The organism is Caballeronia sp. BCC1704 (assembly GCF_902833455.1).
In the GTDB taxonomy this organism is placed as follows: domain Bacteria; phylum Pseudomonadota; class Gammaproteobacteria; order Burkholderiales; family Burkholderiaceae; genus Caballeronia.
The window spans coordinates 39,676-55,496 of record NZ_CADFFT010000005.1 but is presented as its reverse complement, the minus strand read 5'-3'; the positions used below and the strand labels follow the sequence as shown (position 1 = coordinate 55,496).

18 protein-coding genes are annotated in these 15,821 nt (G+C 63.6%); 2 read left to right on the top strand and 16 right to left on the bottom strand.

Annotation, left to right across the window (positions count from 1 at the left end; genetic code table 11):
• Positions 1-302 precede the first annotated feature (302 nt).
• The 5 genes from HWX53_RS23415 to HWX53_RS23395 form a co-directional block, all read right to left on the bottom strand.
• Positions 303-1,139, bottom strand: a complete 837-nt coding sequence (locus HWX53_RS23415; protein ID WP_175945406.1) for an alpha/beta hydrolase — start codon at positions 1,137-1,139, stop codon at positions 303-305.
• A gap of 451 nt (positions 1,140-1,590) precedes the next feature.
• A complete protein-coding gene (locus HWX53_RS23410; RefSeq protein ID WP_175945404.1) occupies positions 1,591-2,097 on the bottom strand; it encodes an MOSC domain-containing protein in 507 nt (168 codons plus the stop codon).
• Between the two features lie 43 nt (positions 2,098-2,140).
• Positions 2,141-2,701 carry a hypothetical protein gene (locus HWX53_RS23405; RefSeq protein ID WP_175945401.1) on the bottom strand — a complete coding sequence of 187 codons (561 nt, stop codon included), beginning with the start codon at positions 2,699-2,701 and terminating at the stop codon, positions 2,141-2,143.
• Between the two features lie 300 nt (positions 2,702-3,001).
• Complete coding sequence (locus HWX53_RS23400) at positions 3,002-3,835, bottom strand: class II glutamine amidotransferase (protein ID WP_175945399.1); 834 nt, start codon at positions 3,833-3,835, stop codon at positions 3,002-3,004.
• A 323-nt stretch (positions 3,836-4,158) separates the two neighbouring features.
• On the bottom strand, positions 4,159-5,259 hold the full coding sequence (locus HWX53_RS23395) for an AI-2E family transporter (RefSeq protein WP_175945397.1): 1,101 nt from the start codon (positions 5,257-5,259) through the stop codon (positions 4,159-4,161).
• Between the two features lie 438 nt (positions 5,260-5,697).
• Between HWX53_RS23395 and HWX53_RS23390 the strand changes: the two genes are divergently transcribed.
• Complete coding sequence (locus HWX53_RS23390) at positions 5,698-6,288, top strand: YSC84-related protein (RefSeq protein ID WP_175946163.1); 591 nt, start codon at positions 5,698-5,700, stop codon at positions 6,286-6,288.
• Between the two features lie 44 nt (positions 6,289-6,332).
• Here HWX53_RS23390 and HWX53_RS23385 read toward each other — a convergent pair whose 3' ends face one another.
• The 6 genes from HWX53_RS23385 to HWX53_RS23360 form a co-directional block, all read right to left on the bottom strand.
• Entirely contained in the window at positions 6,333-7,523 is a 1,191-nt protein-coding gene (locus tag HWX53_RS23385) for an acetate/propionate family kinase (RefSeq protein WP_175945396.1), read from the bottom strand.
• Positions 7,524-7,527: 4 nt separating this feature from the next.
• The gene (locus HWX53_RS23380) at positions 7,528-8,466 is read right to left on the bottom strand and encodes a phosphate acetyltransferase (protein WP_175945394.1); all 939 of its coding nucleotides are present in this window, start codon (positions 8,464-8,466) and stop codon (positions 7,528-7,530) included.
• A gap of 99 nt (positions 8,467-8,565) precedes the next feature.
• The gene (locus HWX53_RS23375) at positions 8,566-10,068 is read right to left on the bottom strand and encodes a SulP family inorganic anion transporter (RefSeq protein WP_175945392.1); all 1,503 of its coding nucleotides are present in this window, start codon (positions 10,066-10,068) and stop codon (positions 8,566-8,568) included.
• 48 nt (positions 10,069-10,116) lie between these two features.
• Positions 10,117-10,935 carry a polyphosphate kinase 2 gene (gene ppk2 / locus HWX53_RS23370; RefSeq protein WP_175946162.1) on the bottom strand — a complete coding sequence of 273 codons (819 nt, stop codon included), beginning with the start codon at positions 10,933-10,935 and terminating at the stop codon, positions 10,117-10,119.
• 67 nt (positions 10,936-11,002) lie between these two features.
• Positions 11,003-11,260 (bottom strand): RNA-binding protein, encoded by a 258-nt coding sequence (locus tag HWX53_RS23365; protein WP_175945391.1) that lies wholly within the window; start codon positions 11,258-11,260, stop codon positions 11,003-11,005.
• Positions 11,261-11,359: 99 nt separating this feature from the next.
• Positions 11,360-11,572 carry a DUF2964 family protein gene (locus HWX53_RS23360; RefSeq protein WP_175945389.1) on the bottom strand — a complete coding sequence of 71 codons (213 nt, stop codon included), beginning with the start codon at positions 11,570-11,572 and terminating at the stop codon, positions 11,360-11,362.
• Between the two features lie 305 nt (positions 11,573-11,877).
• Here HWX53_RS23360 and HWX53_RS23355 point away from each other — a divergent pair, with 305 nt between their 5' ends.
• Positions 11,878-12,792: a hypothetical protein gene (locus tag HWX53_RS23355; protein ID WP_244140272.1), complete on the top strand. Its 915-nt coding sequence runs from the start codon at positions 11,878-11,880 to the stop codon at positions 12,790-12,792.
• Positions 12,793-12,999: 207 nt separating this feature from the next.
• On the opposite strand, the gene HWX53_RS28075 is transcribed toward HWX53_RS23355, so the two are convergent.
• From HWX53_RS28075 to HWX53_RS23330, 5 genes are read right to left on the bottom strand one after another with little or no spacing between them, the layout of a single operon-like run.
• Positions 13,000-13,212, bottom strand: a complete 213-nt coding sequence (locus tag HWX53_RS28075; RefSeq protein ID WP_347879173.1) for a hypothetical protein — start codon at positions 13,210-13,212, stop codon at positions 13,000-13,002.
• A 13-nt stretch (positions 13,213-13,225) separates the two neighbouring features.
• Positions 13,226-13,738: a hypothetical protein gene (locus HWX53_RS23345; RefSeq protein ID WP_175945387.1), complete on the bottom strand. Its 513-nt coding sequence runs from the start codon at positions 13,736-13,738 to the stop codon at positions 13,226-13,228.
• A 2-nt stretch (positions 13,739-13,740) separates the two neighbouring features.
• Complete coding sequence (locus tag HWX53_RS23340; RefSeq protein WP_175945385.1) at positions 13,741-14,340, bottom strand: hypothetical protein; 600 nt, start codon at positions 14,338-14,340, stop codon at positions 13,741-13,743.
• A gap of 43 nt (positions 14,341-14,383) precedes the next feature.
• The gene (locus HWX53_RS23335) at positions 14,384-14,857 is read right to left on the bottom strand and encodes a glycine zipper family protein (protein WP_175945383.1); all 474 of its coding nucleotides are present in this window, start codon (positions 14,855-14,857) and stop codon (positions 14,384-14,386) included.
• 46 nt (positions 14,858-14,903) lie between these two features.
• Entirely contained in the window at positions 14,904-15,821 is a 918-nt protein-coding gene (locus HWX53_RS23330; RefSeq protein WP_175945381.1) for a DUF2950 domain-containing protein, read from the bottom strand.

The window sequence follows — 15,821 nt, the reverse complement described above, 5'->3', positions numbered from 1 at the left end:
CGACACAACAATACGCCGATACGGTCCTGCGTCGCCCACCCGTAAATAGGGGGGACGCGGCAGCGCAAACGGACGAAGCGCGCTTCGGCCGCAGCGGCGCAGTCCATGCAAGCTCGGACCTGCATTCTATTGCGGCGGCCGATGCGCTCGACGGCGCGAGGCGCAAAGGCATTCAGGAATGCCAGAATGAAGAACGCGGCAGCCGCGGACTCCTGATGGAGCCGCGCGCCGCCGCGTGCAGCGCAGGCTCGCTTGCGCGAGCCCGGCATGGGTGACTTACGTCTGTCGCTTACGTCTGTCGCTCAGGACTGAATGAACGCGAGAAGGTCCGCGTTGAGCGTTTCCGCGTTGACCGTCAACATGCCGTGCGAGAAGCCGGGATACGTCTTCAGCGTGCCGTTCTTGAGCAGCTTGATCGACTTCAACGCAGCATCGGCGATGGGCACGATCTGGTCGTCTTCGCCGTGCAGCACGAGCGTCGGCACGGAGATGGCGCGCAGGTCTTCCGTCTGGTCGGTCTCGGAGAACGCCTTGATGCCGTCGTAGTGCGCCTTGGCGCTACCCATCATGCCCTGGCGCCACCAGTTCTGGACCACGCCCTGATGCGCGGTCGCGCCCGGACGATTGAATCCGTAGAACGGGCCCGCGGGAACATCGACAAAGAACTGCGCGCGGTTGTCGGCGAGCGCCTTACGGAAGCCGTCGAACACGTCGAGCGGCAGACCTTCGGGATTCGCTTCAGTCTTGAGCATGAGCGGCGGCACGGCGCTGACGAGCACGGCCTTGGCGACGCGCCCCGCCGGTTCGCCGTGCTTCGCCACATAGCGCGCCACTTCCCCGCCGCCGGTCGAATGGCCGATGTGCACCGCATTGCGCAGGTCGAGCGCCTCGACGACGGCGAAGGCGTCCGCCGCGTAGTGGTCCATGTCGTGTCCGTCCGAAACCTGCGTCGAGCGGCCATGACCGCGCCGGTCATGAGCGATCACGCGATAACCCTTCTGCACGAAGAAGAGCATCTGCGCGTCCCAGTCGTCGGAAGACAACGGCCAGCCGTGATGGAAGACGATCGGCTGCGCATCCTTCGGACCCCAGTCCTTGTAGAAGATTTCGACGTTGTCTTTCGTTGTGACGTACGGCATGGTCATTTCCTCTTTGACGTTATAGAGCATTAGCCGGCGATTATTTTCCGGCGCCAATATGACAACCGCTACCGTGGGTGGCGGCTGGTACGACGAAGTGCGCAACGCGATGTGGGGAGAGTACGGACGCCGGCATCTTGGTGGAAGAGCGGCGGATGCAATGCATTGTTGCACTGGTGCGACGTGCCTTGCAACGAAGGTGTCCGGATACCAGAATCGGGACGATGCGATGCTGAACGCTAAGAGGAATAAACGGCACGGCGCGTTGCGCACGAGCACGCCGACGCGCTTGAAGCGGGTGCGCTTTCTCACCGATCTGGCGACCGCTGCCTGATTTCCGCGCCCATCATGCACCAGCCTAAAGCCGGTTGACGGACAATGCGCCGGCTGTCTCGCAGTGAGTTCGCCATGCGCGGCGGATGAGAGCCCTGCCCTCGTCCGCCGTTTCGCCTCACGGTTGCAGAAGACCGACCGGCTCGACCAGACTGCCCGTCTCGATGACGCCCTCTTCGACGACGCGCGCCGTGACGCCGCCGAAGCCTCGCACGGCGTTGTATCCGCCCACGCCGAAGGTTTCTTCCATCCGCGAACAGGGATGACATTCACCGGTCACGAAAAGGACCGCGCTGCCGATGCGGACCTGCCGGTCCTTCAGCGCACTCAGGTTGATGCCCTCTGTAACGATGTTGCGCCGAAGGTCCAGTGGCGACACGCGCTCGCGCCCGAGATGGCTCGCAATCGCCCGCAGGCTTTCAGCTGCGATGAGCGTGACTTGCCGATTGCCGCGCGTGCGGCTGTAGTGATCGCCTTCCAACCCTCCGTCTGTCGATGCGCGAACCGAGCGCACTTCGACGAGCGGCACGCGCCGCGCGGCGCGCAGGCCGATCCATACGACTTTGCCCGAGCGAACCGGCGCGAGCATGAGCCGGGTCAGAGGGGAATCGGGATTGAGCGGCATCGATCGATGAGGTTCACGTGGCAGTGGGCCATTCTCGTGCGGTTCACGTTTCCGCGCTCGTCGGCGTCCAGCCGAAGACCTCCTCGAAACGCTCGCGAAACGGCGTTCGAATGCCGACGGGCGACTGCCGGACATAGGCTTCGGCGCGGCCGCGCTCTTCTTCGCCGAGCGATTGCAGATAGGTGACCGCCTCATCGACGCTCGGCATGCGGCCGTTGACCTCGCGCGATTTGGGCGGCAGCGCCGTCCAGATCACGGCGTCGGCGCCGTTGCGTTCGAGCCATGAGGCGATTGCATGCGATTGCGGATACGTCATGCCTGACGGCGCGGGAATGCTGCCGATCCATTCGACGACATTGGCGCGCACATCCTCACGCGCGCGCAACGCCTCGCGCGCGGCGTCGAGCGAGTCGAGAGCGACCCGCGCCCAGAACGTGGGTTGCAAAGGTCCCGACTCCAGTACGACGAGGCTCACGATCTCGCCGTCCGAATGGCGTGCGAATTCGAGCGGAAGCAGCGGGCCGCCCTCGCGCCATTCTCCGTCGATGCGGAACCCTTTGAGATTCCATAGCAACGACCCCCACGCCACACAGACGATGTTCATGCGTTTCGCTTTCGTTGAAAAGGCTGGAGAAGCGAGCACGCCGCATGCCCACCAGATGCCGGGCGCGCGGCGCCGGTCGTCGCGCTGATTCGCGCGCACTGCCGGTTAGCGCAATGGACATCGTGGCCGGAGCCGAAGTGCGCCGCTGATCACAGCGGACGCCATGACGCCCAAGGCCACGTAGACGAGCCGTGCATCCGAGTCGGGCCGCTTTCAGGGCGAGCAGCGTGGACGAATCATGGAAAGCCCGCAACGAGTCGCGCAGTGATCAAACGTTGAACCGCGCGTCAGATCCCTGTATCAGGCTGCTTGCGGCTCGAACGGAAACTGTTCGACTTCGCCGCCCTGCGCGACGACCACCGTGCTCTCCGGAATCTCCTGCCACCATCCGGGCAAATCGGCGAGCGGCTCGGACACGACAAGGAAGGCGTCCTCTCCGGTCATCGCGATGCGCGGATCGTCGGGATACAACTCGTGCAAGTGACGAAACGACGTGTTGTGAAAGAGCGAGCGTGACTGTCTTTCGCTCGAATATCGGACTGCCACTATTTGCTCGCCGTCGGTTGCGCAGACCGTCATGTTCAGCGGGTCCGCCACGCCATGGCGGCGGGCAGTGTCCTCGACGAATGCCACCATCCGCTTGAGCGCCGTGACAGGCGCATGCGCCAGACCGAACGTGAGCGCGAGGAAGAACAGCACTTCCGAATCGGTCGATCCTTCGATCGACGGGAACAGTTCGGGCGCAACCGCCACCATCAGATCGCGGCGCAACGCCGGAAAATTGCGCACGAGGCCGTTGTGCATGAAGAGCCACCGGCCGTAACGGAACGGATGACAGTTCGTTTCCTGCGACGGCGTGCCGGTCGCCGCGCGAATGTGCGCGACGAAGAGCGGCGCGTGGATGGCGCGCGCGGCTTCGCGCAGGTTGCGATCGCTCCACGCCGGCTGAATGCAACGATAGCGAAACGGAATGTCGGTCGGATGCCCGTACCATCCGATCCCGAAGCCGTCCCCGTTGGTGGTGGTCTGGCCGAGCCGGGCGTGCAGGCTCTGGTCGATCAGCGAATGCTTCGCGTTGAAGAGCACGGTCTCGAGCTGAAGCGGATTGCCCGAATAGGCGAGCCAGCGGCACATGATCTTTCCTGTGGAAGGGGCGTGAGTCGGCGGCGCGTCTTCGCAGTAACGAAACCGGACGATCGGTCTGAGCCGTGCCGGCATCCCTCGCACGCGCAGGCCAGCAGGATCGACGATACACCGATTGTTCGCGTGCTGCCCTTGGCTCGAGGATCTTGCCGCGCATCACGCTCATGCTGCTGTCCAGCGCAACCGTCCGTGCCGTGGCTATGCCCGGCGATGATTCGCGAACATCGCCATGAGCAAGCCGCCGTCGTACCTGTTGCTCGGCAGTGTCTCCTTCACTTCGCTCAAGCGTGATCCACAAGGGCGTCGCTGGCTATTTAGACGCGCTCGCTCTGCACGATGGCATCCCGGTCAGGCTGATCCTTCACCCACCGCCAGAAAAGCTTATAGGCCACCGCGAGCATGACCGGGCCGATGAAGAGTCCAATCACGCCGCCCGTGACCATGCCGCCGAGCGCGCCGATCAGCACCACGGGCATGGGCACCGCCACGCCACGGCCCAGCAGCAAGGGCTTGAGCACGTTATCGGCGAGCCCCGCTATGAAGACATAAATCGCGAAAGCAATCGTCGCCGCGCTGAAGCCCTCGGTCAGCACGACGTAGACGATAACCGGCAGCGTGATGAAGGTCGCGGGAAGCTGCATGATCCCGAGCAGCAGCACGCCCAGCGCGAGCAGACCGGCGCCGGGAATGTCCATTACGATGAATGCGATGCCGATCAACAACATCTGAATGAACGCGATGCCGACCACGCCCTGCGCGACGGCGCGAATGGTCGCCGTGGACAGATCGGCGATCTGCCGTCCGTTCTCCGGCCCGGAGATCCGCGATGCGATCAACACTGCGCTTCGATAGCCTTTCTCGCCGTGAGCCATGAAGATGCCGGCGACGATCAAGGCCAGGAAGAATACAACGAGTCCTGCACCGAGACCGGTAATCGTGCCGAGCACGGCGAGGCCCGCTTGCTTCAATTGAGGCGTGAACTTCTGCGCGAGAACGGTGATATCGGTCGATGCTTGCGCCCAGAAGTCATAGACGTGACGGCCTACGAACGGCCATGCGGCGACCGAATCCGCCGGCGGCGGAATGTGCAGCGTGCCGCTCCGGATGATGGACATCGCGTGGTCCATCGAATTCGCTATTGCCACGCCGAGCAGGTACGTCGGCACCAGAATCACAGCGAACGCGACGAGGATGATGAGCGACGCGATGAGTCCGTTCCTGCCCCCGAGAGGACCGCGAAGCTTGACCTGTAGCGGATACAGCGTGACCGCCAGGATGAGCGCCCAGACCATGAGATTCAGGAATGGCACGAAGACGCGAAAGCAGAAGACGGCGAGAACGGCAACGAGACCTGCGCGAATCAAGACATCGAGCAACTCGCGCGAGAGCGTGCGTTCGGAAACTGGAGTGAGCATTTCGTGCCTCCTCGCGGCTTGCCGCGGAGCGTGACGCGCGGCTGACCACGGTTGCCGGGACCATCGACTTTCAGCGCGCCGGCTCGCAAGCAGCCACCGGTCCGACAGCATACGACCACATACGACCACTAATGACACGACGCGGACATGACGTTCACCGCAGAGGCGCTAAAGAAAGCGTTTCCCCGTCCAAGTCTAGGACGGACAGTCCGACTTCTCAAACAAATCCACTGCGATGCAGCGAGAGGAAGTTTTACGCTGTAATCGGGACTCGTTTGGCGAGAAAAAACGGCTAAAAGCACGCGCTTCCCACGCGCAGCACACCTTAACGCGCCGTAGGGACAAGCGAGGGTCGCGGTTCCGGGCCCATGTGCTATAACTTTCTTTGCACCCCGTGACTCAAATCAATGCTTCGTTAGCCGAACGGTGGACACCATGATGCAAAGACGAATCCTCGTGACGGCATCTTCCGCCGTCCTCGCGCTGAGTTGCCTCGCACTGACTGGCTGCACCATGAACAAAAACGCGGGCACCGAGCAAGCGGCGGGTGCCGCCGATCAGCGGCGCTCCATCGACGCCGATGTGGACAGCACGATCCAGCGGCTCTATGTCAGCGTCCCCGGTTCGCGGGAACTGGTCGGCAAGGCGCGCGGCATCCTCGTGTTTCCGTCGGTACTGCAGGCCGGCCTCGTGGTCGGCGCGGAATACGGCAAAGGCGCGCTTCGCGTAGGCGGCCACACAGTCGGCTACTACAGCACGACTTCAGGCTCGTTCGGCCTGCAGGCCGGCGCGCAGTCGAAGGCGCTCATCTTTCTCTTCATGACGCAAGAGGCGCTCGACAACTTCCGCAACTCCAAGGGCTGGTCAGCGGGAGCGGATGCATCGGTGGCGCTTCTCAAGATGGGCGCGAACGGCAAGATCGATACGACCACCGCCACCAAGCCGGTCAATGCAATCGTATTGACGAACGCTGGCCTGATGGCGGATGCCTCGCTTCAGGGCACGAAAATAAGCCGACTGGACGAGTAAGTCCGCGTCGCTTCCTACGAGCATGAGATCGCGCAGCGCCCGCATCAACGGGATGCGCGATCCATCACGCTGCGCGCGTGACGCGCGATCATCAGTTCTTCATTCGTCGGAATCACCCACGCGCCGACTTTGCTCGTCGCCGTGCTGATGCGCGTTTGACCGCGCGCGTTGGCATCTGTATCGAGTTCGATGCCCCACCATCGCGCTTCCTCGCAGACACGCCGCCGTATTTCGGCAGCATGTTCGCCGATGCCAGCGGTGAACACGAGAGCGTCGAGACCGTGCAGCGCCGCGCTCATCGAACCGATCTCGCGGGCAATCCGGTACACATACAGGTCGATGGCAAAGCGCGCGCGTGCGTCGCTGCTTGCCAGAAGCGCGCGCATGTCGCCCGATACGCCGGACACGCCGAGCAGCCCCGAGCCGCGATACAGCAGGTCCTCGATCTCGCGCGCGCTCATGTTCATCTCGTCTAGCAGATACAGGATCACGCCGGGATCGAGGTTGCCGCAGCGCGTGCCCATCATCAGGCCATCGAGCGCGGTGAATCCCATCGTGCTGGCTACGCTCTTGCCCGCTGACACCGCGCATAGACTCGCGCCGTTGCCCAGGTGCGCGACCACGGTGCGCCCGTCTGCTGCCGCGGGCGCGAGGTCCGGCAGCGCGCTTGCAATGTACTCGTACGAAAGGCCATGAAATCCATAGCGCCGCACGCCCTTCTCAGCGAGCGATTTGGGCAGCGCAAATGCCTGCGCCAGCGCGGGCTGTGCCGCGTGAAACGCCGTGTCGAAGCAGGCGACTTGCGGCATGGCCGGATTGCGCTCCGCGATGATTCGTATCGGCTTCAGGTTATGCGGCTGATGCAGCGGCGCGAGCGGCGTGAGCGCGTCGAGTTCGGCGATCACATTCGCGTCGATCAGCACCGGCTTCGTGAAATGCGCGCCGCCATGCACGACTCGATGCCCCACTCCCACGAGGCGATGCCCTTCGCCATGCGCGCGCAGAAAGTCGGCGATATGCGTAATGGCTTGCGCGTGTTCGAGCGTCGAGCCGTCGGGCCACGCATGCGCGCCGGTCTGCTCGCCGCGCGCGTCGAACGCGGCGAAGCGCGGCGCGCCGAAGAGCCCTTCCGCCTGCCCGCGCGAAACCAGCGCGAGATCGGGGCTTTGCGCGTCGAATGCGCTGAACTTGATGCTCGATGAACCTGCGTTCAGAACCAGAATGACGTCCGCCATCTTTTCACCCCGTCACGTGCAGTTCTTCGCGGCGCTTGGCCGCGACCAGCGAGGCGATCGCGCACGAAGCTAGCCGCGATTGCAGCGAATCGGCGCGACTCGTCAGGATGATCGGCACGCGCGCCCCGAGCACGATGCCCGCCGCATCCGCGCCCGCGAGAAACGACAGGCTTTTCGCGAGCATGTTGCCCGCTTCGAGATCCGGCACGATAAGCACGTTCGCGCGCCCCGCGACCGGCGAGTCGATCTTCTTCGTGTGCGCGGCTTCGAGATCGATGGCGTTGTCGAGCGCCAGCGGCCCGTCGACGAGCGCACCCGTGATCTGATGCCGGTCGACCATCTTGCAGAGCGCCGCCGCTTCGATCGTGGACGGCACTTTCGGGTTCACCGTTTCCATCGCCGAGAGAATCGCCACGCGCACTTCGTCGAGGCGCAAAGCATGGCCAAGATCGATCGCGTTCTGCACGATGTCGACTTTATCCGCGAGCGTCGGCGCAATGTTGATCGCCGCATCGCTGATGATGAGCGCGTTCTGATGCCCCGGCACGTCCATGATGAAGCAGTGGCTCACGCGCCGCGCGGTGCGCAGGCCGCCTTCGCGCTTCACGACCGCCGCCATGACTTCGTCGGTGTGCAGGCTGCCTTTCATGAGCGCTTCGACGCGCGCTTCGCGTACGCTGTCCACCGCCAGTTGCGCGGCCGCGTGGCTGTGCGGCGCGTCGACTAGCGGATAGCGCGAGATGTCGAGCCCGCATTCGCCGGCTATCTCGTGGATACGGTCGCTCGGCCCGAACAGTTGCGGCGCGATCAGCCCCATCTCGGCCGCCTTCACCGCGCCTTCGAGCGAAGTCCGGTCGCACGGATGCACGACCGCAGTGGCAAGCGGCGGCAGCGTCGTGGAAATCTCGATCAGCCGTTGATACTTCTCATGCGTATGCTCCATGAATGCCTCCAGCAGGAATTTCAAGGGAGCGCAGGCGCGCTCATGACGTGACCTTCAAGGCGATGCCGACGACGCCCAACGTTTCGGTCATGCCGACGGTCAACGCGACTCGCTCGTTGCAACGGTGTCGCGATATCTGGCGACGACATGCTCCAGGTTGTAGAACATGCGCGCTTCGCCTAACGACTCGCCGAGCGGCGAACGTCGCACGCTGTCGAGCACGCTCGGATTCAAGCCCGCGAGCCATAGCACGGTGCCGTTTGCGCTCAGGCGTTGTTCGGCTTCCGCGAGCATCTTGAGCGCGGTGTATTCGAGGTCGAAAACACGGCTCAGGTCCAGCACGACGATATTTGCATCGGCATCCTGAACGATTCGACGAATTTTGTCGGCCACGCGCTGCGCGTTGACGAAGAAGATTCGTCCCTCGGGACGCAGCAGGAGCATGCCGGGAAACGCTTCGTCGTCGGGATGTCGCGCCGATGCCGGCCGGAATACGTTGGTGCCGGGTATGCGCTTGAGCACGTACAGCGGCGGATTCGACACCTGATGCGCGAGCATCAGCAGCGAGACCACGATGGCGACGACAATGCCCGCGAGCGTTCCCACCAACACGACGCCCACGCATGCAGTAAGCGCCCAGACGAACTCGGTCTTGCGCACTCTCAGGATCGCGCGGAATTCGGCCACGCTGAAGAGGCCGATTGAGTAATACACGACGACTGCGGCAAGCGTTGCGTGCGGCATCAACGCCATCAGCGGCGCGAATATCAGCATGACGGCGAGCGCGATGAGTGCCGTGACGATCTGCGCGCATTGCGTGCGTGCGCCGGCCTGGCGGTTGACGGCGGTCTGGCTCGTGCCGCCGCCGGACACCATGCCTCCGAAGAGCGCGCTTCCGACATTCGCGATACCTGTCGCGAAGAGTTCGCGGTTGGCGTTGGGCGGCGGCTCGTCGTTGCGTGCGAACGCGCGGCCCGCCGCGATGCTTTCGGTGAAACTCATCAGCGCAATGCCCAGTGCGTGCGGCCAGAGCGCAAGCGTAAGCGCCGGGTCCGGCTTCACCCACGAGGGCAGTCCTGCGGGAACCGCGCCCACCGTCTCGACGCCGCGCGAGCGCAAGCCCAAAACGGCAACCGCCGCGATCGCCGCCGCTACCACGATGAGCGGCGCCGGCGCGCGCGGCTCGGAGATGAAGTCCGCGACGAAGCCCATTCGCAACACGGCCGCCGCCACGAGCATGCCGCCGACGAGAGCGGTCAGCGTGGCGTTCAGGGTCGCGAGCATCTGCGGATCGCCTGCATTGGTCATCATGCCGAGTGTATCGCCCGCAAGAATGGCAAGCGTGGTAGTGGTGCTGACGCTCAGCACGCGCGACGCGCCCGTGAGCGCGTAGATAAGCATCGGTACGCACGCTGTGTAGAGGCCCACTTGCACGGGCAAGCCTGCGATCGTCGCGTAAGCGAGCGCCTTCGGAATGACGACAGCCGCAGCCGTCGCGCCCGCGATCACGTCGGCATGCGCCCACTGCTTGTCGTAGCGCGACAGCCACTCGGGGATCATCCCGGCGCGGGTGGCGCGAGCGGCGGATGCGCGTTCCGGCATGGCGACTCCCTCGGTGAGCGGGCGGTGCGGCGTCGAAGGCAGCAGGCATCAGAACCGCTCGGGCACGTACCTGAGCGGATGATCGCTCTCGCGGTAGCCCTCCGGCTTCTGCCTTTTCGGCAGCTTCACCTTTTCGCGGGGAAGCACGGTGTAAGGGATGTTCTCGAGCAGGTGACTGATGAGATTGAGCCTCGCGCGCCGCTTGTCGTCCGAACGCACGACGTACCACGGTGCATCGTCGGTATCGGTGGCGGCGAACATGTCGTCGCGCGCGCGCGAATAGTCGTACCAGCGGCTATAGGAGCGCAGGTCCATCGGCGAGAGCTTCCAGATCTTGCGCTCATCGTGGATGCGCGCTTCGAGGCGGCGGGTCTGCTCTTCTTCGCTCACTTCGAGCCAGTACTTAAGCAGGATCACTCCGGAGTCGATGATCGCGCGCTCGACGAGCGGCACGCCCTTTAGGAAGGTCTGCACTTGCTCGGGCGTGCAGAACCCCATCACGCGCTCCACCCCCGCGCGGTTGTACCAACTTCGGTCGAATAGCGCGATTTCGCCTGCAGCGGGAAGGTGCGGGATATACCGCTGGAAGTACATCTGCGTCTTCTCGCGCTCCGTGGGCGCCGGTAGCGCGATCACGCGAAAGATACGCGGACTCACGCGCTCCGTGAGTGCCTTGATGGTACCGCCCTTGCCCGCGCCGTCGCGTCCCTCGAACACCACGCAGATTTTCGCGCCGGTATGCACGGTCCACTGCTGTAGCCTCACGAGTTCCACATGCAGGCGCGCCAGTTCCTTCTCGTACTGCTTTCCGCTCAGACGATTTCCCGAGCGCGCGCCTTCCGATTCCCCGGCAACCTTGTCTTCCATCGCGTTGGCTCCCCATTGGTTCTCGATCTGCACTCAAGCGGCGCTCGTTTCATGCGACGCTCGCGCGTCACGTTTCATTGCGCTCGGGCATGACCTGCACCACGAGCGTGCGGTCCTTCCAGAACATGTTGTGGACGCGCGGCTGCAGCGTGCGCAGCATATGCGGCTCGAGCGAGTGGAAGCTCACGACCGCGGCGGGACGTTCCCCGGTGCCGGGAACGCGCTCTATCGCGTCGAACGCAGGAAACCCGTACTTGCAGAGAAATTCGCGGATCTCATCGTCCGTCGTGTTCGGTTCGACATTGCCTAGCCAGAGATCACTCATCGCGATGTCCTCCCTCAATGCACCGGTTAGAGCCAGGTGAGTTCGACGAGCCGCGTGCCTGGTCATGTCGCGCGTCGGCTGCGTGATGTGCTTAACGAATCAACCGCGTTCGTCCCGCGCCTTCGATTTGCGCTGCGCGAGCGGATTCAGCGCGCTCACGAATATGACGATGCCTATGGCGAGCGCGAACATGCCATAGCGGAATTCGGACGTGGTGTCATACAGAAGACCGTGAATCGTGGCATACAGTCCGCCCAGCCAGATGAAAACGCCGATTGCGGCACACACGCTTCGAAGCTCGGTTCGTCTCATCCATGCCTCCGCGGTTGCCATGCATCGGATACTTCAGTTTAGGAAATTCTGAGTGGTCCTGTGGACACACTTGCTGCAATCCGCTTGGCGCGTTCAACGCGTTGGACTAAATTGCTAGCGTATTGCCACTGAAATCGAGCCACTGCGCCGGTCCTGCGAGCGCCACCGGCGGCGCGAAAGGATGCAGGTACGACTTGGACAGCCGTGCATCTCAACAGAGGCCGAACATGCCGAACGCGATTCTCAAGCACGGCCGATTGCATGGATTCGTGGCTTCGTTGCTCCCGCTCGTTCTCTCGTTGCCGATGGATTACGCAGAGGCTCAGAACACGCCACCGCAGGCGCCGGGCCGCACGTTCGTCGGCGCGAACGTCAAGCAGTACGCGGATGCCGTGCTCGCGATCATGTCGTACACGGCCGTGCCCGACGTGACCACGAGCTCGCTCTCCATCAATAGCGGCACCACCGGCAACCCGGGTTTCGGTCAAACGCAATTCGGCGGCGGCTTTACCATCAGCAGGTCGTTTCCGCTCTATCTCGAAGGCACGGTCGCCTATAGCCGCTACGATCCGACCTTCATCGCCACCGACGGCAATCAGGAACGTCCCGTGCCGACCAAATGGAACACGGCAAGCACGACAGTGGGCATCGGCTGGGACTTCCCGATTACCGATGAACTGCGCTTGCGGCCGATCGTGAACGGCATGGTAGGCCGCGTGGCGAGCGACCTGCGCATTGCGCAGACCGTCTTCAACCATGTGGCCGACGCGAACCTGCAATTCCTCGAAGACGGCGTGCTCAACGCCTATGGCGTCGGCGGGTCGCTGATGCTCGATCTCGAGCACTATCGCGAGCATTACGAAGTCGACGTGGAACTGCGCGCGACCGATATCTATCTACGCAGCTTCGGCTCGTCGTCCGATGCCGTGCAGGGTTCGGCGACCGCGCAGCAACTCAGCCTGTGGGCTCGCTGGCGCGCGCCGACCGGCCTGAGCGCGTTAGACAGGCCGCTTCGCTACGTGCTCGAAACCGCGTACTCGCATTACTTCGGCGACAGCGCCGGCGCGCTCGGCTTCAACGACCTTACCTCGCTCGGTGTGGGTCTGGAACTCGACAGCAGCAAGTATCCGATCGTCATCACGCGCACGCGCGCCATGGTGCGTTATGTCTTCGGACACAACGTGCATGGCGTGTCCTTCGGATTCGCTGTGAGCTTTTAATTCTTTCGCCACATGCGGCCTTCACCGCTTCTTGATGCGCCATTCGCCGCTCGCCTTCTTGCAGGCGACCGGTGTCCAGCTCTGCGTCTGCCCTTTCGCGACGGCAACGAGCGTCACGCTGCGGCACGTTTCGCCGCCGCTTTGCGTGGTGTCGCGCGGCGTTACGGTGCCTTCGATGCGAACCGGGTTGCCCGTGCCTTCATTGTTTCAGGGAACCGACTGCCCGTCTTTCTGCGTGTCGAGCGCATGCTGGGCGGCACGGTTGAGCGCCTGGCGGTCAGCGGGCTTCATATAGCTGATCGGCGTGTCGCGCAGAAAGTTTAGACTGTTGGCGAACGCGCAGGCGCACGACATCGAGAGCGTCGCCGCGACGCTGCATTTGGCGAGCGTGCACGCGATACCGCGCGATAGCCGGATCATGGTTCGGTGTCCTTCATAACACGTTGCGTTGGCTCGGATCGTACTTCGGGTCGGGCTGCTTCTGCGTTTGGCGCAAGACGCCCTGTTCGTCGAAATAAAAGTGGAACAGCATATGATCGATGTTGTTCTCCATGTACCGATACGACCACACGTCGCGATTCATTCGCTTGTAATGCGCCGTCTCGAACGGGCGGCCGAAGTTCATCAATACGTCATCGCGCGTCCATTTGCCTACTTCCGCGCGGTAGAACTCGTTGTCCTGAAGCACTTGCCGGACGCTCACCACCTTGCCCGATGCATCGACATCGACGGCGGTGGTGGTGCTGCCCATCGGCTGCGTGGGCCACATGAGCCGCTTGCCGCCACCCGGCAGGTCATACGTCTCCTTGGGCGTTCCCAGCCGCGCGACGATAGCCTGCTGATCCATGCCCGCCTCGACGTGCTGCTCCGGCTGGGCGCAGCCTGCGAGCGCAAGCGCGGCGATGCACGCGCCGCGTGATAACGCTACTGCGATGCGTTCTGGCATGGCTATTTCTTCGCGGCCGGTTCGACGGATATGGCGAGCGCCTCCGTATAGACGGCCTTCACTTGATCGCCCTTCTTTACGCGCTTGAGCCGTTCCGGGTCCTCGACATGCAGGTCGAGCGTATTGCCTCGCGGTCCACGCAGCGTGACGGTCTTCGCATGACGGTCCACTGCCACGACGTCGGCGATGATGGTCACTTCCCGGCCAATTTCCCCGCCCGGCTTCGCGCCAACGGGCGCACGCTCGGCCGTCGCCTTCTCGGACGCTGATGGCGAGGTCTTCTTGTCGATGAGACTCAGCGTCAGCGATTCACGATACTGCGTGGTCACGAGATCGCCCACCGCAAGCTGGTCGAAATTGCGCGCCTCGTTGGTCACTTCGAGTTCCATCACCTTGCCGGCCGCTGTCTTGAGCGTCACTGTGCGCGTGGCCCGGTCGATGCCGACGATTGTCGCGGTCACTTTCGACACACCTTGCACGGTAGCGCCGTTCGCGTCCCGCGTAATGGTCGCGTCGGTTTGCGGCTCGGCTGCGAATGCGGTTGCGAATGCGGTTGCGAAAAGGACAAGGCATGAGATGACGACCAGACTGACACGCTTCATTTCGACACTCCTCATTCAATTGACGCAAGAAGGCTCGCTAACGCTACTGGATGGAATAGCCGCGTCCCTGCATGCACGCGGCCCACGCGCGGTTATACGTGTCCATGGCGCCCTGGCTCTGCGCTTGCGCGTTGGCCTGCTGCGCGCGCCGGTTCTGACGGGCCCTCACGCCGCCCGCCATGGTGCCGGCGGTCGCGCCGATGGCCGCGCCCTTGCCGGCATCCCCCGTGATCGCGCCGATCACCGCGCCGCCGGCCGCGCCGCGCGCCGCGCCGGCCACGCGCTCGCCGCCGCCTACAGCCGGGCCCGATTGGGGCGGCGGCGCCGTCGATGCGGTCGCCGGATCGATACCCGTGTTGCTCTTCGCCCAGCTGTAGCACGCGCCGTCATCCTTCTGTTGCTGCTGCGCGCTTTGTCCTTTCGACGGATACGCGATTGGCTTGCTTTGCGCAAGAGCATCCAGGGCGAGCGAGGCGATCACAATGGCGGCGAGCGCGCGCCAGCACGTTGCGTTCATATGGACTCCTTTATGTGTTGAAATTTCAGACGGGGGATCCTATCCGTCACGGATCGTTCACGCGCGTCCACGTCGGGTCGGGATCGAATTCCGTCGGCGGTTGCGCGGACGGGCCCCGGTTCTTCTGATACACCACGCCGTTGTTGTTGACAATGAATGTCATGACGCCGCTCTCGCCGTATTGCGCCGGGTACGCCACCATCGCGAAGCCGGCCAGCATGCGCCCATTGATGATGTAGCTGAAAGCGCCCCCTGGCGCGTGCTTTCCTTGCCGCGTGAGAATGCGGAAGTGGTAGCCGTGATACGGGTCGCCGGCGTGACGGTCCTTGAAATAGGCCGAGCTCGCGGCGATCAGCGGACCGAAGGGACTTTGTTCTTCACCCCGACTCGCATCCGCTGGCCAATAGAGTCCGTCGCGCTTGCCTGGCGAACTGCCGAGCTTGCGCGCGTACTGCAACACGCCGTCCCCCATGCGATCTTGCGAGGCGTACTCGCGCTGCGCATCGAGATACGCGCGCAGCACCTTGATCGCCTCGCGCTCGTTCGCGCCGATACGCCGGTCCAGCACCTCCTGCTCGCCCTCTTCCGTGGCGAAGCGCCAGACGCCGTTCTCTCTAACGAGCGGAATGGGCATGGGCCATGCATCGTCGCCGATCACGAGAATGCGTCGGTCGGGCGAAGCCTCTTCGAGCCGGTGAAACGCCTCGAATTCGGCGAGCGCATTGGCGCGCAACTGGCGATTCTCGGCTTCGTCGGATGTCACGACGAGTCGCTTGTGCGCGCTGCCGAAGATGCCGATGAGCGCGGCGTCATCGTCCGATTTGAGCGCCTGCACGAGTGCGCTGACGGCTTCCTCGGGTGTCGCGAATGTCTGCTGGTCGGTCGCTGCGAATAGCGTCGCGGGCGCGAGCAACATCGCGACTGTCGCGAACGAAATGACGAGACGAGTCAACTGAGTGTTCAT